This is a genomic window from Microvirga alba (assembly GCF_015694465.1).
In the GTDB taxonomy this organism is placed as follows: domain Bacteria; phylum Pseudomonadota; class Alphaproteobacteria; order Rhizobiales; family Beijerinckiaceae; genus Microvirga; species Microvirga alba.
On the sequence record NZ_JADQDO010000001.1, the window covers coordinates 35,709 to 58,367 of the forward strand.

23 protein-coding genes are annotated in these 22,659 nt (G+C 63.2%); 6 read left to right on the forward strand and 17 right to left on the reverse strand.

What is annotated here, in order from left to right:
- Window positions 1–11 precede the first annotated feature (11 nt).
- A complete protein-coding gene (locus I2H38_RS00190; RefSeq protein ID WP_196269793.1) occupies window positions 12–338 on the forward strand; it encodes a DUF1127 domain-containing protein in 327 nt (108 codons plus the stop codon).
- Here I2H38_RS00190 and I2H38_RS00195 read toward each other — a convergent pair.
- Genes I2H38_RS00195 through I2H38_RS00205 form a run of 3 tightly spaced genes read right to left on the reverse strand, consistent with a single transcriptional unit; the run spans window position 335 to window position 4,347 of the window.
- Window positions 335–1,078: a DUF937 domain-containing protein gene (locus tag I2H38_RS00195; protein WP_196269794.1), complete on the reverse strand. Its 744-nt coding sequence runs from the start codon at window positions 1,076–1,078 to the stop codon at window positions 335–337. The genes I2H38_RS00190 and I2H38_RS00195 overlap by 4 nt on opposite strands.
- A gap of 36 nt (window positions 1,079–1,114) precedes the next feature.
- The gene (locus I2H38_RS00200; RefSeq protein WP_196269795.1) at window positions 1,115–2,494 is read right to left on the reverse strand and encodes an MATE family efflux transporter; all 1,380 of its coding nucleotides are present in this window, start codon (window positions 2,492–2,494) and stop codon (window positions 1,115–1,117) included.
- A gap of 2 nt (window positions 2,495–2,496) precedes the next feature.
- A complete protein-coding gene (locus I2H38_RS00205) occupies window positions 2,497–4,347 on the reverse strand; it encodes a monovalent cation:proton antiporter-2 (CPA2) family protein (protein ID WP_196269796.1) in 1,851 nt (616 codons plus the stop codon).
- 145 nt (window positions 4,348–4,492) lie between these two features.
- Between I2H38_RS00205 and ispH the strand changes: the two genes are divergently transcribed.
- The 3 genes from ispH to rnhA are packed head-to-tail and all read left to right on the forward strand — an operon-like array spanning window position 4,493 to window position 6,906.
- Window positions 4,493–5,452 carry a 4-hydroxy-3-methylbut-2-enyl diphosphate reductase gene (gene ispH, locus I2H38_RS00210; RefSeq protein ID WP_196269797.1) on the forward strand — a complete coding sequence of 320 codons (960 nt, stop codon included), beginning with the start codon at window positions 4,493–4,495 and terminating at the stop codon, window positions 5,450–5,452.
- Window positions 5,453–5,455: 3 nt separating this feature from the next.
- Window positions 5,456–6,421, forward strand: coding sequence for a homoserine kinase (locus I2H38_RS00215; protein WP_196269798.1), 966 nt, complete (start codon window positions 5,456–5,458; stop codon window positions 6,419–6,421).
- A complete protein-coding gene (gene rnhA, locus I2H38_RS00220) occupies window positions 6,418–6,906 on the forward strand; it encodes a ribonuclease HI (RefSeq protein ID WP_196269799.1) in 489 nt (162 codons plus the stop codon). The genes I2H38_RS00215 and rnhA overlap by 4 nt, the downstream gene beginning before the upstream one ends.
- 36 nt (window positions 6,907–6,942) lie before the next feature.
- Here rnhA and I2H38_RS00225 read toward each other — a convergent pair whose 3' ends face one another.
- The gene (locus I2H38_RS00225; protein WP_196269800.1) at window positions 6,943–7,425 is read right to left on the reverse strand and encodes a peroxiredoxin; all 483 of its coding nucleotides are present in this window, start codon (window positions 7,423–7,425) and stop codon (window positions 6,943–6,945) included.
- A gap of 40 nt (window positions 7,426–7,465) precedes the next feature.
- On the reverse strand, window positions 7,466–8,293 hold the full coding sequence (locus tag I2H38_RS00230) for a protein-disulfide reductase DsbD domain-containing protein (protein ID WP_196269801.1): 828 nt from the start codon (window positions 8,291–8,293) through the stop codon (window positions 7,466–7,468).
- 111 nt (window positions 8,294–8,404) lie between these two features.
- Here I2H38_RS00230 and I2H38_RS00235 point away from each other — a divergent pair, with 111 nt between their 5' ends.
- Window positions 8,405–9,010, forward strand: a complete 606-nt coding sequence (locus tag I2H38_RS00235) for a YqgE/AlgH family protein (protein ID WP_267875929.1) — start codon at window positions 8,405–8,407, stop codon at window positions 9,008–9,010.
- 18 nt (window positions 9,011–9,028) lie between these two features.
- Here the strand turns inward: I2H38_RS00235 and I2H38_RS00240 are convergent, their stop codons facing one another.
- The 4 genes from I2H38_RS00240 to I2H38_RS00255 all read right to left on the reverse strand — a co-directional run bounded on the left by I2H38_RS00240 (window position 9,029) and on the right by I2H38_RS00255 (window position 15,417).
- Window positions 9,029–11,908, reverse strand: a complete 2,880-nt coding sequence (locus I2H38_RS00240) for an EAL domain-containing protein (RefSeq protein WP_407663987.1) — start codon at window positions 11,906–11,908, stop codon at window positions 9,029–9,031.
- A gap of 205 nt (window positions 11,909–12,113) precedes the next feature.
- Complete coding sequence (locus tag I2H38_RS00245) at window positions 12,114–13,397, reverse strand: M16 family metallopeptidase (protein ID WP_196269802.1); 1,284 nt, start codon at window positions 13,395–13,397, stop codon at window positions 12,114–12,116.
- Window positions 13,394–14,809 carry a threonine synthase gene (gene thrC, locus I2H38_RS00250; RefSeq protein ID WP_196269803.1) on the reverse strand — a complete coding sequence of 472 codons (1,416 nt, stop codon included), beginning with the start codon at window positions 14,807–14,809 and terminating at the stop codon, window positions 13,394–13,396. The genes I2H38_RS00245 and thrC overlap by 4 nt, the downstream gene beginning before the upstream one ends.
- A 74-nt stretch (window positions 14,810–14,883) precedes the next feature.
- Window positions 14,884–15,417, reverse strand: a complete 534-nt coding sequence (locus I2H38_RS00255; protein ID WP_196269804.1) for a GNAT family N-acetyltransferase — start codon at window positions 15,415–15,417, stop codon at window positions 14,884–14,886.
- A 221-nt stretch (window positions 15,418–15,638) separates the two neighbouring features.
- On the opposite strand from I2H38_RS00255, the gene I2H38_RS00260 reads away from it, so the two are divergent.
- Window positions 15,639–15,995 (forward strand): hypothetical protein, encoded by a 357-nt coding sequence (locus I2H38_RS00260; RefSeq protein ID WP_196269805.1) that lies wholly within the window; start codon window positions 15,639–15,641, stop codon window positions 15,993–15,995.
- Here I2H38_RS00260 and I2H38_RS00265 read toward each other — a convergent pair.
- From I2H38_RS00265 to coxB, 8 genes are all read right to left on the reverse strand, one after another.
- Window positions 15,983–16,744, reverse strand: a complete 762-nt coding sequence (locus I2H38_RS00265) for an SURF1 family protein (RefSeq protein WP_196269806.1) — start codon at window positions 16,742–16,744, stop codon at window positions 15,983–15,985. The genes I2H38_RS00260 and I2H38_RS00265 overlap by 13 nt on opposite strands.
- A complete protein-coding gene (locus I2H38_RS00270) occupies window positions 16,741–17,115 on the reverse strand; it encodes a DUF983 domain-containing protein (RefSeq protein ID WP_407664016.1) in 375 nt (124 codons plus the stop codon). The genes I2H38_RS00265 and I2H38_RS00270 overlap by 4 nt, the downstream gene beginning before the upstream one ends.
- A 117-nt stretch (window positions 17,116–17,232) precedes the next feature.
- Window positions 17,233–18,093: a cytochrome c oxidase subunit 3 gene (locus I2H38_RS00275; protein WP_196269808.1), complete on the reverse strand. Its 861-nt coding sequence runs from the start codon at window positions 18,091–18,093 to the stop codon at window positions 17,233–17,235.
- Window positions 18,094–18,160: 67 nt separating this feature from the next.
- Entirely contained in the window at window positions 18,161–18,754 is a 594-nt protein-coding gene (locus I2H38_RS00280) for a cytochrome c oxidase assembly protein (RefSeq protein ID WP_196269809.1), read from the reverse strand.
- 7 nt (window positions 18,755–18,761) lie between these two features.
- Window positions 18,762–18,923 (reverse strand): hypothetical protein, encoded by a 162-nt coding sequence (locus I2H38_RS00285; RefSeq protein ID WP_196269810.1) that lies wholly within the window; start codon window positions 18,921–18,923, stop codon window positions 18,762–18,764.
- Window positions 18,924–18,927: 4 nt separating this feature from the next.
- Entirely contained in the window at window positions 18,928–19,884 is a 957-nt protein-coding gene (locus I2H38_RS00290; protein ID WP_196269811.1) for a heme o synthase, read from the reverse strand.
- 186 nt (window positions 19,885–20,070) lie between these two features.
- Window positions 20,071–21,690: a cytochrome c oxidase subunit I gene (gene ctaD, locus I2H38_RS00295; protein WP_196269812.1), complete on the reverse strand. Its 1,620-nt coding sequence runs from the start codon at window positions 21,688–21,690 to the stop codon at window positions 20,071–20,073.
- Window positions 21,691–21,721: 31 nt separating this feature from the next.
- Window positions 21,722–22,582, reverse strand: coding sequence for a cytochrome c oxidase subunit II (gene coxB / locus I2H38_RS00300; RefSeq protein WP_196269813.1), 861 nt, complete (start codon window positions 22,580–22,582; stop codon window positions 21,722–21,724).
- Window positions 22,583–22,659: the final 77 nt, after the last annotated feature.

A 22,659-nucleotide genomic window follows, 5' to 3' on the forward strand; every position in this document is an offset into this window, starting at 1 on the left:
GGAGAGCTTCGATGACCCGGTCAGCCACCCCCGCCATGTCCTTAGCCGGATCGACGTTTCTGGGATCGGTGGTCCGTGCTGCCGTGAATCTCGCCAGGGCTCTGAGGCACCGGCGTGAGATCATGAACCTCGCCGAGTTCGACGATCGGATGCTCAAGGATATCGGCCTCGTGCGCAGCGATGTGGAAGGCGCGCTTGCCGAGCCGATTGTGCGGAATCCATCATCGGTGTTGGTTCGATGTGTCGAGCGACGTAGTCGGGCCGAGAGGATGGTACCTCCGGGTCGAGCGACCCGGCCGGTCATTCCGGTCGTGAAACCGGCGAGACTCTGCGCCTAACGCTTTGCTTTGCCGGTCTTCCAGGCCTCGTCGAAGATCGCCTGAAGGGACGTGAGATATTGCTGCTGCATCTCGCGTCCCGCCTCCATCATCTCCTCCCACGCGAGAGCAGGAGGGGGCGCCTTTTGCGGAGCGGGCTTGGCGAGGGCGGGGGGCGGGAGAAAGACCGCCATCATTTCCTCGAAGGGATTGCGAGCGGATTTCGATTCGGGCGAAACGGCCTTCATCCACCCGGTCCAGAGCTCCATCCATGGATCGGTTGAGGTGCGTGCGCCGCGGGCGGCCCCTGCTTCCGGCGTGACCATCGGAAATGACTGGCCCTGCGCGGACATCGCTTGATACATGCTGCCGGCCATAATACCCGCCATGATCGGCAGCATCTGCTGCATCAGTCCCAGGGTGACGCCGACATAATCGGCCATCTGATGCGCGATCCGACGGCTTACGTCATCCGAACCGAACAACTGGTCGAGGAGCTTCCTGCCCTCCCGTTGAGCTTGGGTCGAGAACGCCTGCCCGGCGGTCTGCCAGAAGTTCTGGTAGGCGTCGCTCATCATGGATTGAAGGAAGCGGCTGGGGTCGTTGGTGTCCGTCGCGCGCTGGAGCCCCATGGCGAAAGCGGGCATGAAGGCCGCCATCGCCTTCTGCGACTGCTCGTCGGAGAGATTGAACTGCTGCGCGAGAGCTCCAAAGCCCGCGCTCGTCTGGGCCTGACGCATCAGATCGAACCAGTTCAACATGGCAGGCTCCTCGATGGGGCCCCTTGGCTCGAACGGTCAATGGGCTGCCTTAGCTTGCCTCTCCAAACGCCGGATTGTCCAGAAGGCTGTGATGATCGCCGCGATTCCGAAGGCAACTGATCCCACCCCGATCCCCAGCAGGGCCCCTTTCGGACCGCCGACCTGCGCGCCGTAATAAGCAAAAGGAATCATGCCCAGCGTTGCTCGGCCCCAGTTGAAGAAGGTTGAGAACAAGGGGAACCCGAGATTGTTGAACGAGGCGTTGGCCACGAACACGAGACCAATGAAAAACCAGATAGGCCCACTGAGCTGGCAGAAGAACTGCACGAGGTCTGCCGTCAGGTCCGGGGCGTTGAAGGCCAGGGTCAATGGAACGCGGACGAGATAGAGAAGCGCCCACACGCATCCGACATAGACGATGGTGAAGGTCAATGAGTCCTTCAGCACCTGGTTCATGCGATCATAACGCCGTGCGCCCCAGTTCTGGCCGAGGACCGGACCAATGGCCCCGGCGAGCGCGAACAGGCCGCCGAAGGCCACGGGCGTGACACGGTCGATGATCGCCGAGGCGGCGATGGCCCCGTCGCCAAATCGCGACATGATGCTGGTGAAAAAGGCGCTCGAGACGGGGGCTGCGATGTTGGTCAGGATCGCCGGCACGGCGATGGCGAAGAACGGCCGCGCGTCGGCGACAATGCTCCTGAGATTGGGCCTTGCAAGAAGATCGTGATGACGCGTCACATAGCGATAGCCAATATAGAGATAGGCCAATCGCGCCAGATTGATGGTGAGGGCAGCGCCGTCCGATTTCAGGCCCAGGCCGAAGATCAGGATCGGATCGACGACGATGGTGACCGCGGCGACCGAGAGCGTCGCATACATGCTGCGTTTGGCGTCGCCGGCGGCACGCAGCACGGTCGAAAAGGCCATGCCGAACGCCATCAGGACATTTGTCGGCAAAGAGATCCAGAGAAAGCTGCGCGCGACGAGGTAAGTCTTTTCCGTCGCGCCCAGCATGTGCAGGATCTGCGGCAGCAATGGCAGAATGATCAGGCTGACAAGCGTTGCGATGATCGCCATCAGGATGCAGCCCGATGTCGCCAGCCGGCGCGCATCCTCGCGTCGGCGCGCGCCCAGCGCCCGCGATACCAACGCGCCGATGGGGATCATCAAGCCGACATTGATCGAGATGGTGAAGAACATCATGACGGTCGCCAGGCCGACGCCTGCGGTCATGCTCGGGTCCTTCAGCCACGAGATGTAGAGAAGCGAAATCAGGTCCACGATGAAGATCGCGATCAGGCCCGCGGTTCCGGTTCCTGTCATCACCAGAACGTGGCGCATCGTTGAGCCGACAACGAAGCGCGGCGTCGGCGCCTGCTCCTCGGGCGCTTTCGCCGTTGGGGTCGCATCCATGACTAGACTCCTTCGCCCAGAATATCCCGGGTCTCGGCGCTAAGGCCGCGCGCTTTGCCGGTGGGCACGACAAGCGGTTCCGGGGCGATCTTCGTGCCCACGAGAAGTTCCACGCCGCCCATCGCACCGCTTTCCTTCTGCAGGATCAGGCGGGCGATGTCGCGCTTGCGCACATCGTCTGCTGCGGCAGCCGCGGCGTCCGGCGAGGCTCCGAGTTCCTCAAGCGCGGCGCGGCTGAAGGCGATGGCGGAATCGAAGCACTCGCGAAGCTGATAATCGACATCCATCTTCATCAATTCGATTGCATGGACGCGGTCGTAAGCGCGCACGAAGCTGCGCGCACCTGGGAAATTTTCGTGAATGATCTCGACGATCTTCAGGGTGATTTCAGGGGTGTCCGTGCAGACGCAGATCATCTCCGCCTTGTCCGCACCCGCGGCCCGCAACACGTCGAGGCGCATGCCGTCACCATAATAAACCTTGAGGCCGAAACGCGCCGCATCCCGGATGCGCTCCACGTTTCTGTCGATGACGGTCGCATCGATGCCCTGCGCCAACAGGACCTGATTCACGATCTGCCCGAAACGTCCAAACCCGATGACGAGGACGCGGCTCGAAAGTTCACCCTCTTGACCCCGCAGGTCTTCGAGATCGGGATGCGCCTCGCCCTCATGGCGGTTCGCCAACACGCGTTCGAGCACGGTGGCGATGATCGGACCAAGCAGCATGGTGATGGCGGCGAGCGCCGTGACAAGCTGCGCATCGATTGACGACATCAGCCCGAGACCCACCGCCACCGGGAGCAGCACGAAGGCGAACTCGCCGGCGGGGCACAACAGCACACCCGAGCGCAGGCCATCGCGCCAGGTTGCGCCGAACAGCCTGGAGAGGATCGTCAACAGGAACGTCTTGCCCAGAATGACCGCGGGCGCGGCAAGGGCCAGCAGCACCCAGTTCTGGCGCACCAGCGCCAGATCGATCGACATGCCCACGCTCATGAAGAACAGGCCGAGCAGGGTGCCGCGAAACGGCTCGATATCGGCTTCGAGCTGGTGGCGGAAGTTCGATTCCGCGAGCAGGAGGCCCGCGAGGAACGCGCCCATCGCCATGGACAGGCCTACTTCCTGCATCAGCAGGGCCGCGCCGAGCACCACGAGAAGGGCCGACGCCGTCATGACCTCACGCGCGCCGCTGCGCGCGAGAATGCGGAAGAAGGGGTTCAGTCCGTAACGGCCGATCACGACCACGGCGGCGATCGCCGCGACCGCCTCGCCAACTTTCAAAAGGCGGTCGTAAGGCGTGTTGCTCTCCGGCGCCATGACGCCGGACGCCAGGAGCGGCAAAATCGCCAGGATCGGAACCACCGAGATGTCCTGGAACAGCAGGATCGCGAAGGAGCGCTGGCCGTAGGGCGTCTGCAGGTCGTTGCGCTCACCCAGCATTTGAAGGGCGATCGCTGTTGCGGACAGCGCCACCGCAATGCCGGTGACGAAGGCAGCGCGCGGCGTGAAGCCGATGGCGACCGCCGCGCCGCCGATGCAAAGGGCGGTCACGGCCAACTGAGCGAAACCGAGACCGAAAATGTCTCGCTTCATGGACCAGAGGTGCGAAAGCTTAAGCTCTAGCCCGACGATGAACAGGAGCAGGACGACGCCGATCTCGGCTACGGTGACGATGGTCTCGGGATCGCCGACGAGCCTCAAACCGGACGGCCCGATGACGATTCCGGCCGCGAGATAGCCGAGGACCGCGCTCAGGCCGAGGAACCTGGAGATCGGCACGGCAACAGCCGCCGCCCCGCAAAAGGTCAAAATCGGGGGCAAAAAACTGACGTGAGAAGCCGTATTTGCCATCGCTCATCGGGAAAAATGGATCAAGGGCCCCCTTTCTAAGGGCAATTGCGCCGGAGGGCGAGCCCTTCTTGCCGCGTCGCACCGGCGCGAATAAGCGTCACTCCCGCTTGACAGGAAGGGCCTGCTCTCGCCACATCGCGGCATCATGACGAAGCCATCTCTCGACATCATGCTTTGCGCCCCGCGCGGCTTCTGCGCCGGGGTTGTCCGCGCCATCGATGCGGTGGAGAGGGCCTTGGATCTCCATGGCGCGCCGGTCTATGTCCGGCACGAGATCGTCCATAACAAATACGTGGTGGAAAACCTGAGGCGGAAGGGCGCTATCTTCGTGCGGGAGCTCGACGAGGTGCCCGACGGTGACGCCCCGGTGATCTTCTCCGCCCATGGCGTTCCCAAATCCGTGCCCGAGGCGGCTCAGGCCCGTCGGCTCTTCGCCATCGACGCCACTTGTCCGCTTGTGACCAAGGTTCACCGCGAGGCGCAGGTTCATCACAAGCGTGGCCGTCACATCATCCTGATCGGGCATGCGGGGCACCCCGAGGTCGTGGGCACCATGGGCCAGCTTCCGGCGGGCGCCGCGACCCTGATCGAAACCGTGGGCGATATTGCCCGGCTCCAGCCCTTGGATGAGGACAATCTGGCCTTCGTCACCCAGACCACCCTCTCGGTCGATGACACGCAGGACGTGATCGGGGCCCTGAGGGCGCGCTTTCCAGCCATTGTCGGACCGCACAAGGAAGACATCTGCTACGCCACCACGAACCGCCAGGGTGCGGTCAAGCGCGTGGCACCGCTGGTCGATGCGATGATCGTGGTCGGGTCGCCAAATTCGTCCAACTCGCAGCGCCTGCGCGAGATGGCGGAGCGGGAAGGGTGCCCTCTCGTGCGTCTCATCCTGCGCGCGGACGATATCGACTGGTCCCTGTTCGGCGATATCCGCCATCTCGGCATCACGGCCGGCGCTTCGGCTCCCGAGGTGCTGGTCGAGGAAATCATCGATGCTTTTGCCGAGCGCTATGCGGTTTCGGTCGAGAGCGTGTCGACGGCGGACGAGAATGTGTTTTTTCCCTTACCTCGCGAACTGCGCGAGCAGGCTGCGGAGTAAGCGGTGGCGGTTTATACGGAAGTTACGGATGAGGAGCTTTCCGCCTTCCTCGCCACCTACGATATCGGCACTGTTCTCTCCTACAAGGGCATCGCCGAGGGTGTGGAGAACACCAATTATTTTCTCCACACGACGCAAGGATTCTACATCCTTACGCTTTATGAGAAGCGGGTGAACGAGGCGGATCTGCCGTTCTTCCTCGGGCTCATGCAGCATCTGGCGAAGCGAGGCTTGAATTGCCCGCTGCCCGTCAGCAACCGTGAAGGCGAGCCTCTAGGCCGCTTGGCCGGACGACCTGCCGTGATCATCACCTTTCTGGAAGGGATCGCGGTTCGCCGCCCGACGGCGCAGCATTGCGCGGCGCTCGGCGGCGCGCTGGCGAAGCTGCATCTCGCGGGCCATGATTTCGCGATGGCGCGGCCCAACGCCCTCTCCCTCGACGGCTGGGCGCCTCTTTTCGCGCAGGCCGAGGCGCAGGCCGATACGGTGTCTTCGGGCCTCGCCGAGCGGACGCGGCGCGAACTCGAAAACCTCAAGAAGGATTGGCCGGTCGGCCTGCCATCCGGCATCATCCACGCGGATCTCTTCACCGACAACGTCTTCTTCATCGGGCCCCAGGTGTCGGGCCTGATCGACTTCTACTTCGCTTGTACGGACGCGTTCGCCTATGACGTCGCGATCTGCCTCAATGCCTGGTGCTTCGAGGCCGATGCGTCGTTCAATCTGACGAAGGGGCGGGCGATGCTGGCGGGCTATCAGGCCGTGCGCGCCCTCGAACCGGCTGAGGTCGAGGCTCTGCCGATCCTGTGCAGAGGGTCCGCCATGCGCTTCATGCTGACCCGGTTGGTGGATTGGCTCAACGTTCCCCCGGGTGCCTTGGTGAAGCCCAAGGATCCGCTGGAATATGACCGAAAGCTCAACTTCCACCGCCATGTGAAACATGCGCGCGAATACGGTCTCGGCGCATGAGTGGATCTGAACGCGTGCTGATCTACACGGACGGCGCCTGCTCGGGAAATCCCGGGCCGGGGGGCTGGGCCGCGATCCTTGCCTTCAAGGGCAGCGAGAAGGAAATCTCGGGCGGCGAGGCCCACACCACCAACAACCGCATGGAACTGATGGCGGCGATCGAGGGGCTCAAGGCCCTCAAACGGTCCTGTGCCGTCGATCTCTACACGGACTCGCAATATGTGCGCCAAGGCATCACGCAATGGATGCACAATTGGAAACGGCGCGGCTGGCGCACGGCTGACAACAAGCCGGTGAAGAATGAGGATCTCTGGCGGGACCTGGACGAAGCCGCGTCCCGTCATCAGGTTGCCTGGCATTGGGTGAAAGGCCACGCGGACGACCCGACCAATATCAGGGTCGACGAACTCGCGGTTGCCGCCATGCGGCCCTTCAAGGGGCAAGGAAAAGGGGCGAACGCAAAACCCTCGCTCGCATCGGACTGAGCGAGGGCTCGATTCCGCCCCTGAGGTTTGCGCGGCTTAAAGGCTCTTGAGCAGGTTTTCCGCTCCGGAGACCTGAGCCTTGGCGGGCGCATCCTCGACATTGAGCGTCTTCACGATCCCGTTCTCGACGATCATCGAATAGCGCTGCGAGCGCGTGCCAAGGCCAAAGCCGGAGCCGTCCATGGCGAGCCCGAGTGCCTTGGCGAAATCGCCATTGCCGTCGGAGAGAAATTCGATCGCTTCCGCGCCGGTCGATTTCGACCAGGCATCGAGCACGAAGACGTCATTGACCGCAGTCACGAGAATGGCATCGACGCCCTTCGCCCTGATGGCGTCCGCATTCTCCACATAGCCGGGGAGGTGGTTGCGGTGGCAGGTCGGGGTGAACGCCCCCGGAACCGCGACGAGCACCACCTTGCGGCCCTTAAACAAGTCATCCGTCGTCTTCGCCACAGGTCCATCCGCCGTCATGATGCGGAACGTGACCTGGGGTAGGCTTTCTCCAACCTGAATGGTCATAAGCAGTTCTCCGAAGCTATGCCGATGCGTCGGCTCCTCCCTAGCGTGGCTGCAGGTTCGCGTCGAGGGTCACGTCGGTTTCGATTGCCTGTTCGCCGGCGGCGAGCGTAAGCGCCAGCCGCGTCGGGCCGGTCGCATTTTGCGGCTTCTCCTCGATGGTGACCACGAAATGGTTTGTGCCGTCGGCCTGGGAGGTCGAAAAATACCAGTTCTCGGGCCCCTCTGCGAAGAGAGCCGGCTGACTGCCGGCCGGGGTACGAACGGTGACGTTGAAGCGGAGCTGAGTCCCGGGCAACGGTTCGACACTCACCACGGACAGCTCGCCTGACGCTCCAAGGGGCTGTGGACGCGGCACTTTGGCCAAAGCCTGCTCAATGGCGGCCCGATCCTGCCCCTCACCGGCAAGAGTTGCCGTCAGCTCGGCGCTGGCCGGGATGCAGATGTCCTTGCAGACCCCGTACTCGACGGTCAGCGCGAGCTTGATCGGCTTTCCCGGTTCGGAGGCTTTGACGAAAACCGGCAGGATGACGTCGTGGCTATAGGCATACGCAACCCCTCCCGCATCCTCGTACCGGATGGGCGTGGGCCACTGGATGGCGACCTCCGCGACATTCTCCGAGCCGGACCAATCGAACCGGGGCGGGAGGCCGGATTCACCGGGGGTGCGCCAATAGGTCTTGAAGCCGGAATCCAGTGCAATTTCGATCCCCGCGAGGATCCGATCCTCCTTCTGCCCACCCGCGATCAGGCGCACGCGCGAGTGAAGTCCTTGCGACCACGCAGAGGAGGATTGGGGCTGGGCAAATGCAGCAAACGGAGACAGGATCAAAAAAGTGATGACCGGAATGATGCGGAACAAGATTGCCATGGAACTGACGCCTCCCTGACGCACTTCCCTTATGCGGGTTCCGGTCGGGCTTGCCATCCACGATCCCGTGATCGGCCTGTTAGCAGATCGCATAGATGCCGAGGTGCGAGTTTGAATCCGACAGCAGACCATGATGGTCCCAATTATCTCGACGGCCAGTTTCTGGTCGCCATGCCGGGAATGACGGACGAACGCTTCGCGCGGTCCGTCGTTTACGTCTGTGCCCATTCCGCCGAAGGCGCGATGGGGATCGTCCTCAACAGGGCCGCGGCCAACGTGAACCTGCCGGACCTCCTGGTCCAGCTCGAAATCATCCCCGAGCAGGAGCGCATCCGATTGCAGCCGCGGGTCGGTCTCGTTCAGGTTCTGATCGGAGGGCCGGTGGAGACGACGCGAGGCTTCGTGCTTCACTCGCCGGATTTCCACATCTCCCAATCGACACTCCCCATCGACGATCAGGTTTGCCTGACGGCCACCGTCGACATCCTGCGCGCCATCGCGCGCGGCGAGGGGCCGCGATATGCGGTGCTGGCGCTCGGCTATGCGGGCTGGGGCGCCGGGCAACTCGAACATGAAATCCAGGCCAATGGCTGGCTCAACTGCCCCGCCGATGCCGAATTGATCTTCAACACCTCAGTTGATGAGCGTTACGAATTCGCCTTGCGCCGGATCGGCATTGATCCGGGCATGCTGTCGGACCAAGCCGGCCACGCCTGAGAACGCTCGGGCGTCTCGTCAGGCAGCCTCGGGAGCTGCACCGACAAGGTCACGGGCCTGCAGCATGGACATGGGCTCGCCGAAGACGGGTCCCTGCGCATATTCGCAGCCGAGCTGGTAAAGCTCGATAGCTTCCGATTCCGTATCCGCGCCTTCCGCCACGATCTCCATGCCGAGCTCGTGCGCCATCTTGATGATGGAGCGCAGAATCACCGGCTTGCCCGCAGCCATCTGGCGCACGAAGGACTCGTCGACCTTGATCGTGTCGAAGGGGAAGCGCAGCAGATAGGAGAGGGCGGAATAGCCGGTTCCAAAATCGTCGAGAGAGAGACCCGCTCCGAGGTCCCGCAGACGCGCGAGCATCTGGGCCGAATATTCCGGATTTTCCATGACCAAACTCTCGGTCATCTCGATCTTGAGCGAGCCGGGCAGGACGCCCGTGCGCCCGATGACGGCCTTCACATCCTGCAGCAGGTCATGCCGCAGCAGGTGGTGGCTCGACATGTTGACGCTGGCGAAGATCGGGGGATCCACCTCAAGCGCGGCCTGCCAGGCGGCCAGCTCGCGCGCCGTCTGCTCCAGCAGGAAGAAGCTCAGATTGACGATGAAGCCGGTTTCTTCCGCGAGCGACATGAAGTCGTCCGGGCTCATCCGCCCGAGACGGGGATGGTCCCAGCGCAGCATCGATTCGAAGCCTGCGATGGTCCGGTCCTCGAGCCGCACGATCGGCTTGAACAGCACCTTCATTTCATTGCGTTCGAGCGAACGACGAAGGTCGGTCTCCATTGTGAAATGGTCGCTTCGGTCCGAACGCATGGTCGGCCGGAAGACCTCGATCCGGTCTCCGCCATGGCGCTTGGCATGGGCCATGGCGATTTCCGCGTTGCGAAGCACTTCCTCGCGCCGCGCGGCGATCTGCGGATCGTGCAGAGCGAGGCCGACGGAGGGTGTCAGGAAAATCTCGCGCTCGGCATAGGTGATGGGCGTCGTCACGGCGCGCCGAACCATGTCGGCGAAGGCGATGATGCGGTCGGGCTCACGCTCTGAGAGCAGGATGATGGCGAATTCGTCGCCGGCGATGCGCGCCAGCGTATCCTGCGGCCTCAGCAAGCGGCCAAGCCGGCGCGAAAGGGTCAGCAGGATTGAATCCCCCGCCGCGTAGCCGACGAAATCGTTGGTGTTCTTGAACTGGTCGATGTCGATGACGAGAACGGTCGGCCGCAGGCTGTCATCCTGGCTGGCGAAGGTGAGCGCCGCTTCGAGCCTGTCATAGAAGAGCTGGCGGTTCGGCAGGCTGGTGAGGTTGTCGTGCACCGCGTCGTGAAGCAGACGCTCTTCCGCCGTCTTGATGTCCGTGACATCCGACAGGGTGCCGACGATGCGGATGACTTCGCCGTCGGTGCCGATGACCGGGCGAGCTTTCAGACGAAACCAATGATGCGCGCCTGAGACGGAACGCAGGCGGAAATCCTGAGACAGGCGGCCTCGGCGCTGCTCGATTACCGCATCGAGCGAGGCCCGGTAGCGGTCCTTGTCAAAGGGGTGGATCAGGTCGAGCCAGGCGGAGGCCGGTCCCTCGAGCGCGCCGCGCTTGAGGCCGAGTTGGTGCTCTACCTCGGGGCTGACGAAAATCTTGTCGGACACCACGTCCCAGTCGAAGACGATGTCGCCAGCACCCGCCAAAGCCAGCGCCCGACGCTCGGTGTCGTTCACGAAGCCCTGCGCGAAGGCACCGCCCGCGAAGGCGTGCTGCATGACAGTAAAGCCGATGAGCATCACGATCAGCACGAGGCCGCCGACGAGGGCGGGGGGAACCAGATCGGAGGTCAGGTTCCCGGTCACCGTGAAGCTTGCCGCCACCACCCAGGCGATGAGGAGGAGCCAGGTCGGAACAAGCATTACGGCACGGTCGTAGCCGTGGGTCGCCAGATGGATGACGAGCACGAAGCCGATGCCGGCCACCGCAGCGATCGAAATACGCGCCACGCCCGAGGCCACCGGAGGGTCGAAAACGGCCAGGGCCACGAGAGCGCCCAGAAACAACAGCCAGAAGGCCGTGACGTGGCTGTAGCGCACATGCCAGCGGTTCAGATTGAGATAGGCGAAGAGAAATACCAGGAGCGTCGCCGCGAGCACGGCCTCCGCGCCTGCGCGGTAGATCTGCTCGGCGGTTTCCGTGATCGGGAAAATCCGCTGGAAAAAGCCGAAATCGATGCAGGAATAGGCCAGAACCGCCCAGGCCAGGGCCGCCGCCGCCGGGAAGATCAGCGCTCCCTTGACCACGAAGATGATAGTGAGGAACAGGGCGAGCAATCCGGCAATGCCGATGATGATGCCCTTGTAGAGCGTGAGGCCGTTGATCCGCTCCTTGTAGGCATCCGCATCCCACAGATGGAGCTGCGGAAGATTGGCGGAGCGCAGCTCCGCCACGAAGGTCACCGTCGTGCCGGGGTCGAGGGTGATCAGGAAGGTATCCGCCTCCCGGTTGTCGTCATTCTCGGGGCGGATGCCCTGGCTCGCGGTGATCGCCGCGATTCGAGACGAGCCGAGATCGGGCCAAAGCACGCCGGAGGAGGTCAGACGGAAATGCGGCGCGACGAGGAGACGATCGATCTGCTCGTCCGTGTCGTTGGTGAGCGCGAACACGATCCAGTCGGGCCGGGTGCCCGACTCACGAGCCTTGACCGCGATGCGCCGGACGATGCCGTCGCGCCCCGGCGCGGTCGAAATACGGATCTCGTCCCCGTCCGAGCGATAGCGCTCGACCATGGGGGTGAGGTCGATGGCCTTCATCTTCGGGTCGACGCGCACGGACTCGACGGCCCAGCCGGCAGCCGGCCAGGCGAGACACATGAAGGTCGCCAAAAGAAGGGTTATGGCGAAAGAAACGATCCGCAACGCTTCGGTCTTTCGTCCGGCACTAAAACAAAGGAACAGGATTGGTACCGGTCAGGAGGCTTGAGGGCAAGGCGAAGTCGGCCGTCGGCTCGACTTGTCCGCAAGACTCACGGTTGAGCTTGTGACAAGCGGCCATGAGACCACTTTGCGGCGGGATTGAGGAGAGGCATTCATTCCGTTGAGGAATGCGACTGGAGAGAGCGCCTCATCCCCGCAATCCCGCGGCGATGGAATTCAGCGACGGCAAGCCTTTGATGGGACCAATCGCCGCCAAGGTGGGCGCGCCTTGCAGCAGGCGATGGCCGGCTTCGCGCACCTGATCGGCTGTAATGGCATCGACCTTTTGCACGATCTCGTCGCTTGGAACGATCCGACCCCAGGAGAGGAGCTGGCGGGCGATGCGCTCAATGCGTCCACCAGGGGATTCCAGCGCCGTCAGCAGTGCGACTTTCATCTGAGCCTTGGCGCGGACCATTTCGATCTCGCTGATGTCCTGCGCGGCCTGCCGCGTGCAGGCGAGCGTGACCTCCATCAACTCGGCCACGTCGGCGCCCGCCGTCCCGGCCCCGATGCCGAACAGGCCGCAATCGGAGAAGGGCCAGTGGAACGCATCGATGGAATAGGCGAGCCCCCGATTCTCGCGCACCTCGTGCCAGAGGCGGGAGGTGAGCCCTCCACCGAGGATATGCGCGAAGAGATGGGTCGCGTAGTAGCCGGGGTCCTTGAAGGAGAGGCCCGGCAGGCCCAGGACGATATTGGCCTGTTCGAGCTTGCGCGAAAGACGCCGCTCGCCGCCGAGATAGAGGCCGGGCTCCGGCTCGCGGATCTCCGCGACGGGCATCGCGCCAAAGAACCGTTCGGCGGCATCGACGATCCGGGCATGATCGACGTCGCCTGCTGCGGCCAGAACCATCTTGCCGGGTGTATATTCCCGGGCGAGGAAGGCACGGATCGTCGCTTCGTCGAAGGCCTTGATGGTGTCCGGCGTGCCGAGGATCGGCCGGCCGATGGGCTGGCCGGGATAGGCCATCTCCATGAACGCGTCGTAGATGAGATCGTCCGGCGTATCCTCGACCGCCGCGTGTTCCTGCAGGATCACGCCTTTCTCGCGGGCAAGCTCCGCCGCATCGAAGGCGGAATGGATCAGGATGTCGCCAAGCACATCGAGGGCGACGTCCACATTCTCCCCGAGCACGCGTGCCGTGTAGCTCGTGTATTCGACGCTCGTCGCGGCGTTGATGTCGCCGCCCACATTCTCGATGTCCTCGGCGATCTGGCGCGCCGTGCGGCGCGTCGTGCCCTTGAACGCCATGTGCTCGATGAGATGGGACAGGCCGTGCTCATGGACCATTTCATTGCGAGAGCCAGTGCCGACCCAGACACCGAGAGTCGCGGTTGCGATTTCCGGCATCCGCTCGGTCGCGACGGTGAGGCCATTGCCGAGCCGGGTGATGTCGATCCGCTTCTCGCGAACGAAATGCTCGTTCATGCCGCCGCGCCCTTCATCGCTCGGGCGCGTTCGCGGATGAAGCGCTCGACAGCGGCTTGATCGTTCGGGAGCACGGCAAAGCTCTCCTTGCGCTCCATCAGATCGGCCATATGCGCGGGAAGCGCCGGGCGCACACCTGTCGCGCGTTCGACCGCGTCCGGGAATTTTGCCGGATGAGCGGTCGAAAGGGCAATCACCGGAATTTCCGGGCGCTTCTTCGAGAGCGTCCGCGCCGCGCGGGTGCCGACCGCACTGTGCGGATCGAGCACGTAGCCGGTCGCCTTGTAAGTCTCAGTCATCTCGGCCGCCACATTGGCCTCGTCGACGGCCTGGGACGAGAATTCGTTGCGGATACGCGCCAGCGGGCCGCCATCGATGGTGAAGGTGCGGGATTGAGCGAGGTTGGCCATCAAGCGACGAACCGCCCCGGCATCCCTGCCATAGGCCTCGAACAGCAACCGCTCGAAATTCGAGGAGATCTGAATGTCCATCGACGGCGAGGCGGTGGGCTGCACGCCCTTGATCTCGTAGATGCCGGAGGCGAGCGTGCGCGCCAGAATGTCGTTGGCGTTGGTGCCGATCATCAGCCGCTCGATGGGAAGCCCCATCTGCTTGGCGGCCCAGCCGGCGAGAATGTCGCCGAAATTGCCGGTCGGCACGGAGAACGAGACCGGTCGATGGGGCGAGCCGAGCGCCACGGCGGCGGTGAAGTAATAGACCGCCTGCGCCGCGACGCGGGCCCAGTTGATGGAATTGACGCCAGAGAGCTGCAGCTCGTCCCGGAAGCGGGCATGGTTGAACATGCCCTTCACCATGGTCTGGCAATCGTCGAACGTGCCTTCGACCGCGAGCGCATGGACGTTGGGCGAGGCCACCGTCGTCATCTGCCGGCGTTGCACGTCCGAGACCCGGCCGTGGGGGTAGAGAATGAAGATGTCGACCTGATCGAGCCCCTTGAACGCCTCGACCGCTGCGCTGCCCGTATCGCCGGAGGTTGCACCGACGATGGTGGCGCGCGCGCCCCGTGCTTTCAGCACATGGTCCATCAGGCGGCCGAGAAGCTGCATCGCCACGTCCTTGAACGCCAGCGTTGGGCCGTGGAAAAGCTCCAGAACGAAGAGATTGTCGTCGATCTGGTTCAAGGGGCAAATGGCCGGGTGCCGGAACGAGGCATAGGCCTCCTCGATCATGCGGCCGAGATCGGCTTGCGGGATCTCGCCATCGACCAGCGGTCCAAGAACAGCCTTCGCCACCTCGGCGTAAGGCTGGCCGGCAAAGCCCTGGATCGTCTCGCGGGCTATGTACGGCCAGGTTTGCGGCACATAAAGGCCGCCATCCCTCGCAAGACCGGCCAAAAGAGCATCGGCAAAGCCGAGCGCGGGGGCTTCCCCGCGGGTCGAGACATGGAGCACGTTCGATCTCCTGAAATTTCGCGGGACATTAGGAGCCGGGACCGGTCACGGCAAGTCGCAACCGGTCACGGGTGTCATGGTTTCATCCGGGCCATCGCATGGGCGTCGACGAATGCGCCTTCCCGGTAGGCGAAGGCCTTGTGCGTTCCTTCCAGCCCGAATCCGTTGCGTTTATAGAGCGCGATCGCTGGGGCGTTGTCGGTAAAGACCGTGAGCTCGATCCGCTTCAGGTCGAGCCAGTCATCGGCGAGGGTCAGGAGTTCTCGCAGCAGCCGCGAGCCGATGCCCCGGCCGCGATAATCGTCATGAACCCCCATGCCCAGCACTGCCGCGTGCGAACGCCGCCCTTGCAAGCGGTTGAGGCCGCCGTTGCCGACAACCTTTCCGTTTTGAACGGCCACAAGCCGGACATCGCTTGCCGCGCGGCCTTCGATCCATTTCCGCGTGTCCTCGGGCGTCTGATACGGCAGGCGCAAAGTCCCCCAGCGAAAGCCGGGCAGGTTCGCGAGTGCTGCGATCTCCTCGCTATCGCTCGGCCGAACAGCGCGGATCGTCAGATCGCCGAGAGGAAGATTGTCGCGGGAATCGGGGTCTTGTCTTTGGTCCATATCGCTCTCCTTGAAAAGGCGGAGGCGAACGGAACCTGAAAAGCCCTGCTCGTCTCCGCAGGGCTTGGGAAATGTTTACGCTCTCACACGCGCAAAACCGCTCCCCCGCGCCCTGCAAGGCACGTGGTGAGATGGGCGACCATGGTGAGACGCGTAAACATGGGAAGATATGTTACACTGGGCGCCTTGAAAGGCAACGCCTCTCCGAAGGGCCTGTCCAGATGAAGATGACGCGGATCGATTGGGTGCTGCTGCCGCTGCTGATCGGCGCGCTGGTCTTTGTGGTTTACGTGGCCTTCAACCTCGTCGGCTTTCTCGGTCTTGGAGTGATCGGCCTGCTCATCGGGGTCATCGTGCAGCGCGTCGAGCTCGAGCAGGACGGCGCGGTCAGTAATTACATGACGACCTCCCTCTACGCCGAGCAGATCAAGGCGCAGGAAACCATGACCCGCGCGGAGCGGGCGGAGCGGCGTGCCGAAATTCAGGCGACGGAGAAATATCGCTTCGTCGCCAAGGTGGTGAGCGCGGGACTGGTCATCCTCGGCTTCGGATTCTTCGCCCTCTTTCAGCTCCCCTGAGGGGGGGCGTTCAGCCGGCGCCACGCGAAGGCGCCGAAGACGCCGATGAGGGTCAGTGCGATCCCGAACCAGGTCAGGGCGTATTGCAGGTGGTCGTTGGGCAGGTTGAGCCGCGTCTGACCGCCGCGCGGCCAGCCACCGGGATTGGGTGTGGCGTCCGCTTCCACATAAAAGGGCGCGGCGCGATCCAGGTTATAAGCCTTGGCGATCGCCACAGGATCGCGCGTGAACCAGGTTTGGCGGCCTGGATCGTCCGCCGGGGTGAAGGCGTTGCGCGCTTCCGGCGCGCGCACGAGACCGATCACGGTCGCCTCACCGACAGGCTGGCTTTGGGGGCGCGTGGCCGGATCACGCAGCTCGGTCGGCACGAAGCCGCGATTGACCATCACGATGGCCCCATCCTGAAGCCGCAGGGGCGTCATCAGGTAAAATCCCTGCGCCGGTGCGCCGCGCAGGGCGGGAGCAAGCCCGTAAACCGGTGTCTCATTTTGATAGAGAAAGGTGCCGGTGACCCTGACTTTCCGGAACTCGTCCTGATCCTGATGCCATGCACTCCAGGCCGCCTCAGGAAGAATCCGGCCCGGCTCACCGTAGGCGCGGGCCTCGATTTGGGCGATCAGGTCTTCCTTCCAGGCCTTGCGCTGAAGCTGCCACGCGCCAAGACCGATAAGGATGGCGAGCGCGATCAGGGTCGCGATGCCGGGGAGAACGAGGGACGCTCCCCGGGATGGGCGGGCCGAACCGGTCACTTCTGAATACGCCCTTCCTCAGCCTTGTGATGATATTGAAGCGCAACCATGACGCCCTTCAGCGGGCGCACGAGCCCCAGGCACAGAATGCCGGTCAGGGAAAACCACATCACGAGGTGCAGCCAGATTGGCGGCTCGAAGGTGAACTCGACCCAAAGGGCGAGGCCCACCACCACGAAGCCGACGATCGACATGACGAAGAAAGCCGGTCCATCTCCCGAATCGGCGAAGGAGAAGTCGAGTCCGCAGACCTCGCAGGATTTACGCATGGTCAGGTAGCCCTGGAACATGTGGCCCTTTCCACAGCGAGGGCAGCACCCTTTGAGGCCGGCGACGATCGGAGAGGGAACCGATTGGTTCTGCGCCAAGATGGATACTCCACAAGGCCTTCCGCGAACGAAAGGAGTGCCGGTCAAATAGTCTCTGAGGCCTTAAAAACGAAGGGCGGCCTAAAGCCGCCCCTGTTTGGATCGATTTCGAGAGGGGCGCTAGTGCCCAGCGGCATGCCCGCCGAAGCCCCACACGTAGATGGCGGCGAACAGGAAGAGCCACACCACGTCGACGAAGTGCCAGTACCACGCCGCAAACTCGAAGCCGAGATGCTGCTGGGGCGTGAAGTCGCCGCGATAGGTACGCAGCAGGCAGACCGCCAGGAAGATCGTGCCGATGATCACGTGCACGCCGTGGAAGCCCGTCGCCATGAAGAAGGTGGCGCCGTAGATGTTGCCTTTGAAGCCGAAGGCGGCGTGGCTGTACTCGTAACCCTGCAGGGTGGTGAAGATCATGCCGAGGATGACCGTCAGCCACAGGCCGGCCTTCAGGCCGTTGCGGTCGTTCTGGAGCAATGCGTAGTGCGCCCAGGTGACCGTGGTGCCGGAGGTGAGCAGGATCAGGGTGTTGAGAAGGGGCAGGTGCCAGGGGTCGAACGTCTCGATGCCCTTCGGGGGCCAAACGCCGCCGAGAGCTTCGGTGCGCGCGTATTGGATCGCCTCGTGGGGGAACAGGGCGACGTCGAAATAGGCCCAGAACCAGGCGACGAAGAACATCACCTCGGAGGCGATGAACATCATCATGCCGTAGCGGTGATGAAGCTGGACGACGCGGGTGTGATACGCGCCGCTATTGGCCTCGCGAATCACGTCGCTCCACCAGCTGATCATCGTGTAGAGGACGCCGATGATGCCCGCGCCGAAAACATAGGCGCCGAGGTGCATCCCGCCGATCTGGATGTCCTTCCACCAGGTGACGAAGCCGGAGGCCAACAGGAAGGCGCTCACTGCGCCAACGAGCGGCCACGGGCTCGGGTCGACAAGGTGATAATCGTGATGTTTGGCGTGGGCCTCGGCCATTTCGTGTCGTCTCCGTGCCTCGAAGGTGTCTCGCTTTAAGACGTTTCTGTCTAGCTTGTCACGTCCGTTATTGAACGATTGGTTTTGTTGAGGGTGTCGCCGCCTCCGCCACCGGCTTGCCCCCCTTCGAGGGGAAGTAGGTGTAGGAGAGGGTGATGGAACTGATGTCCTTGATGTCCGAATCCTCGACCAGGCGCGGATCGACGTAGAAAACCACGGCCGATTCCAGCGTTTCGCCAGGCTTCAAGGTCTGCTCGGTGAAGCAGAAGCATTCGAGCTTCGAGAAATACGAGCCGGCCAGATCAGGCTGCACATTGTAGGTCGCGATTCCCGTTGTCGGCTTATCGCCCGTGTTCGTGACCTTGTAGAGAACCGTCGTGGTCTCGCCGAGCTTCACCTTTACTTCGGGAGTTTCGGGCGAGAAATTCCACCGGAGGCCGGAGGAGACGTTGGCGTCGAAACGGACGGAGACGGTGCGCTCCATGACATCGGAGCCATTCGCGTCGCGAACGATCGGCGTGCCGCCAAAGCCCGTGACCTTGCAGAAGAGGTCGTAGAGCGGCACGGAGGCATAGGCCGCGCCCGCCATGCCGACGACGATGCCTGAGCAGGCGAGGACCGTGCGTCGCATCTTGCGCTGGAGTTCGGGAGACGTGCTCATCGCAACCTCACAGGGGCCGGTTCAGAACGCCAGGTCCGAGCTTGGCGATCGTGACCACATAGAACAGCAACACCAGGGCTCCGAGCGCCAGGCCCAAAGCAACCGAACGCCGACGACGGCGCTTTTGCTCCTCAGGAGTCAAACGGGGAAGGGGGCTCTGCTGTACCATCGGATCACCCGAAAACCGGCCGGAAGAAGCCGAGGCCATGCTCCGCGAGAAGGGTCGCGAAGAGCAGGAAGAGATAAAGGATCGAGAAGGCGAAGAGTTGCTGCGCCACGCGCATGGCCGGCTCGCCCTGACGCAGGCGATAGACCTGGAAAGCCAGGGCCAGCATGCCGAGACCACCGATGGTCGCGATGATCGCATAGGCCAAGCCGCCGAAGCCGAAAGCGACGGGTGCGAGGCCGAGCGGCGCGAGAAGCACGGTGTAGGCGAGGATCTGGCGGCGGGTCGAATCAGGGCCGGCGACGTTCGGCATCATCGGGATGCCCGCGCGCTCGTAGTCGCCCGACTTGACCAGGGCAAGCGCCCAGAAATGGGGCGGGGTCCAGATGAAAATGATGGCGAAGAGGATGAGGCTCTCCCACCCCACGTGACCCGTCACCGCCGCCTGGGCGACCACCGGAGGAAGAGCGCCGGCGGCACCGCCGATGACGATATTCTGGGGCGTCGAGCGCTTCAGCCACATGGAGTAGATGACGGCGTAGAAGACGATGGTGAAGGCCAGAAGCCCTGCGGCGAGCACGTTGCTGACCAGGCCAAGCACGATCACCGAACCGGCGGAAAGGGTCAGGCCGAAGGCGAGGGCCTCCCCCGGAGCGATCTTGCCGGCGGGAATCGGACGCGCACGGGTGCGCGTCATGACGGCGTCGATATCCGCATCCCACCACATGTTCAGGCAGCCTGAGGCCCCGGCCCCAATCGCAATCATGAGAAGCGAGGCGAAGGCGACGACCGGATGGATGGTCGGATGCACGACGACCATGCCGACCAGCGCCGTGAACACGACCAGAAACATCACCCGCGGCTTCAGGAGGGCGAAGAAGTCGGACACGTCGCCCTGCGATAGGCCCGCCGTGACGACGGCCTCGCTGCGATTGTCGGTCAAGCTGTTCGATGCACTGGTCATACTTGGTGATCTTTCGCCGCGTTCAAACCGGAGGCCGAACGCTTCTCGACAGGCAACTCCTCGCCGGAAGGCTTCTTTCCGAAGCCCTCGGGGGAGGAGCGGGCGGCGTGTTGCCGCCCGCTCGTAACTCATTTCGTCATCGCATGTCCTATCGGCGAACCGGTGTCCGCTTCGCCGGGACTGGCTTTAGTGGCCCGAATCCGCCGCGATGCGTGGCAGGGTCTCGAACTGGTGGAACGGCGGCGGTGAGGAAAGCGTCCATTCCAGGGTCGTTGCGCCTTCGCCCCACGGGTTCCCAGCGGCCTTTTCCTTGCGGATGAACGCGTAGATCACGCCGAAGATGAAGACGAGGAGACCGAAGGCGAAGATGTAGGAGCCGATCGACGAGACCCTATTCCAGCCCGCGAAGGCATCGGGATAGTCCGCATAACGACGCGGCATGCCGGAGAGGCCGAGGAAGTGCATCGGGAAGAACAGCACGTTGGAGCCGATGAAGGCGATCCAGAAGTGCAGCTTGCCGATCCATTCCGGCATCATGTAGCCGGTGATCTTCGGGAACCAGTAGTACATGCCGGCGAAGATCACGAAGACCGCGCCGAGCGACAGCACGTAGTGGAAGTGCGCCACCACGTAGTAGGTGTCGTGCATGTAGCGGTCGACGCCTGCGTTCGCGAGCACGACGCCGGTGACGCCGCCGACCGTGAACAGGAAGACGAAGCCGACGGCCCAGTGCATGGCGGCGGTGAAGCGGATCGATCCGCCCCACATGGTCGCGATCCACGAGAAGATCTTCACGCCCGTCGGCACCGCGATCACCATGGTGGCGAACACGAAATAGGCCTGCGTCTGGAGCGAGAGGCCGACCGTGTACATGTGGTGCGCCCACACGACGAAGCCGACGACGCCGATAGCCACCATGGCGTAGGCCATGCCGAGATAACCGAAGATCGGCTTCTTGGAGAAGGTGGAGATGATGTGGGACACGATGCCGAAGGCCGGCAGGATCATGATGTACACTTCGGGGTGGCCGAAGAACCAGAACAGGTGCTGGTAAAGGATCGGATCGCCACCGCCCGAGGGGTCGAAGAAGGTGGTGCCGAAGTTACGATCCGTCAGCAGCATGGTGATCGCGCCCGCGAGAACCGGCAGCGAGAGCAGCAGCAGGAATGCGGTGACGAGCATCGCCCAGGCGAAGAGCGGCATCTTGTGCAGCGTCATGCCGGGAGCGCGCATGTTCAGGATCGTGGTGATGAAGTTGATCGCGCCCAGGATCGAGGCCGCACCGGCGAGGTGCAGGGCCAGGATGCCGAAATCGAGCGCCGGGCCGGGGTGGCCGCTGACCGAAAGCGGCGGATACACCGTCCAGCCGCCGCCGAAGCCGAGCGAACCGGGGGCGCCCTCGACGAAGAGCGAGCAGAGCATCAGGCAGAAGGCCGAAACCGTAAGCCAGAACGAAATGTTGTTCATGCGCGGGAAGGCCATGTCCGGCGCGCCGATCATCAACGGGACGAACCAGTTGCCGAAGCCGCCGATCAGGGTGGGCATCACCATGAAGAACACCATGATGAGGCCGTGGCCGGTCACGAAGACGTTGAAAGCCTGCGGATTGGAGAAATACTGCAGTCCCGGCTCCTGGAGCTCGAGGCGCATGGCGATCGAGAGGAACGCCCCGACGAGGCCCGCCGTGAAGCCGAAGATGAAGTAGAGAGTGCCGATATCCTTGTGGTTCGTGGAATAGAACCACCGGCGCCAGAAGGTCGGGTGATCGTGGTGATCCGCGTGAGCGGCATCAGCTGCATTTGCCATGATGAGACCTCTATGGTCCTTCGTTCTGAAATTACTGAGCGTTCGCGAGCTTGAGCGGAGCGGAGCCGTCGGTCGAAGAAGCATACTTCTTCTTCGCGTCGGCCAGCCAAGCGGCATATTGCTGCTCGCTCACGACGCGAATCGTGATCGGCATGTAGGGGTGACCGTTACCGCAAAGCTCGGAGCACTGGCCGTGATAAACGCCCTCGGCTTCAGCCTTGAACCAGGTCTCGTTCAGACGGCCCGGGACGGCGTCGATCTTCACGCCGAAGGACGGCATGGCGAAGGAGTGCAGCACGTCGGCGGCGGTCACCTGGACCTTTACGATCTTGTTGACCGGCACCACCATCTCGTTGTCGACGGTGAGCAAGCGGGGCTGGCCGGGTTTCAGATCCTTCGTCTCGACCATATTCGAGTCGAACTTGAAACCGCCGCCCTGATCGGCCGGGTACTCGTAGCCCCAATACCATGCGTAGCCGGTCACCTTCACCACCATGTCGGCGGCGGGCGTGACGAGCTGAAGGCGCAGGAGGCGGAACGAGGGAATGGCAACGGCGACCAGAATCAGCACCGGCACGATGGTCCAGACGACCTCGAGCATGGTGTTATGAGTGGTCTTCGAGGGCACTGGGTTCTTCTTTTCGTTGAACCGCGCGATGATGACGAGGATCAGCGCGAGCACGAAAACGCAAACCGCCGTGATCAGCCAGACCAGATAGGTGTGGAAGGTAGACAGGTCGCGCCCCACCTCCGTCACCATGCCCTGCATGCTGATTTCCCACGGGGAAGGTGCGCCGGTGCCAGCGGCCGCCTCACTTATGCCCAACACAAGTGCGACCGCCGCCGTCGAGAGGGCGGTCACCGATCGAAGTCCTGAGGTCTCGATCCGCATCGGTGTTCCAAGCTCCTAAAGATGTGATGGCCTGAGGGGCCAAGAATGCATCGGGGGAGGGCGCGGGCGTGCAAAAA

Bases quoted from the DNA above. Each gene is read 5' to 3' on its own strand.
- I2H38_RS00190 (WP_196269793.1), top strand. From the start codon at position 12: ATGACCCGGTCAGCCACCCCCGCCATGTCCTTAGCCGGATCGACGTTT.
- I2H38_RS00195 (WP_196269794.1), bottom strand. From the start codon at position 1,078: ATGTTGAACTGGTTCGATCTGATGCGTCAGGCCCAGACGAGCGCGGGC.
- I2H38_RS00200 (WP_196269795.1), bottom strand. From the start codon at position 2,494: ATGGATGCGACCCCAACGGCGAAAGCGCCCGAGGAGCAGGCGCCGACG.
- I2H38_RS00205 (WP_196269796.1), bottom strand. From the start codon at position 4,347: ATGGCAAATACGGCTTCTCACGTCAGTTTTTTGCCCCCGATTTTGACC.
- ispH (WP_196269797.1), top strand. From the start codon at position 4,493: ATGACGAAGCCATCTCTCGACATCATGCTTTGCGCCCCGCGCGGCTTC.
- rnhA (WP_196269799.1), top strand. From the start codon at position 6,418: ATGAGTGGATCTGAACGCGTGCTGATCTACACGGACGGCGCCTGCTCG.
- I2H38_RS00225 (WP_196269800.1), bottom strand. From the start codon at position 7,425: ATGACCATTCAGGTTGGAGAAAGCCTACCCCAGGTCACGTTCCGCATC.
- I2H38_RS00230 (WP_196269801.1), bottom strand. From the start codon at position 8,293: ATGGCAATCTTGTTCCGCATCATTCCGGTCATCACTTTTTTGATCCTG.
- I2H38_RS00245 (WP_196269802.1), bottom strand. From the start codon at position 13,397: ATGAACGAGCATTTCGTTCGCGAGAAGCGGATCGACATCACCCGGCTC.
- I2H38_RS00255 (WP_196269804.1), bottom strand. From the start codon at position 15,417: ATGGACCAAAGACAAGACCCCGATTCCCGCGACAATCTTCCTCTCGGC.
- I2H38_RS00260 (WP_196269805.1), top strand. From the start codon at position 15,639: ATGAAGATGACGCGGATCGATTGGGTGCTGCTGCCGCTGCTGATCGGC.
- I2H38_RS00275 (WP_196269808.1), bottom strand. From the start codon at position 18,093: ATGGCCGAGGCCCACGCCAAACATCACGATTATCACCTTGTCGACCCG.
- I2H38_RS00280 (WP_196269809.1), bottom strand. From the start codon at position 18,754: ATGAGCACGTCTCCCGAACTCCAGCGCAAGATGCGACGCACGGTCCTC.
- I2H38_RS00285 (WP_196269810.1), bottom strand. From the start codon at position 18,923: ATGGTACAGCAGAGCCCCCTTCCCCGTTTGACTCCTGAGGAGCAAAAG.
- I2H38_RS00290 (WP_196269811.1), bottom strand. From the start codon at position 19,884: ATGACCAGTGCATCGAACAGCTTGACCGACAATCGCAGCGAGGCCGTC.
- ctaD (WP_196269812.1), bottom strand. From the start codon at position 21,690: ATGGCAAATGCAGCTGATGCCGCTCACGCGGATCACCACGATCACCCG.
- coxB (WP_196269813.1), bottom strand. From the start codon at position 22,582: ATGCGGATCGAGACCTCAGGACTTCGATCGGTGACCGCCCTCTCGACG.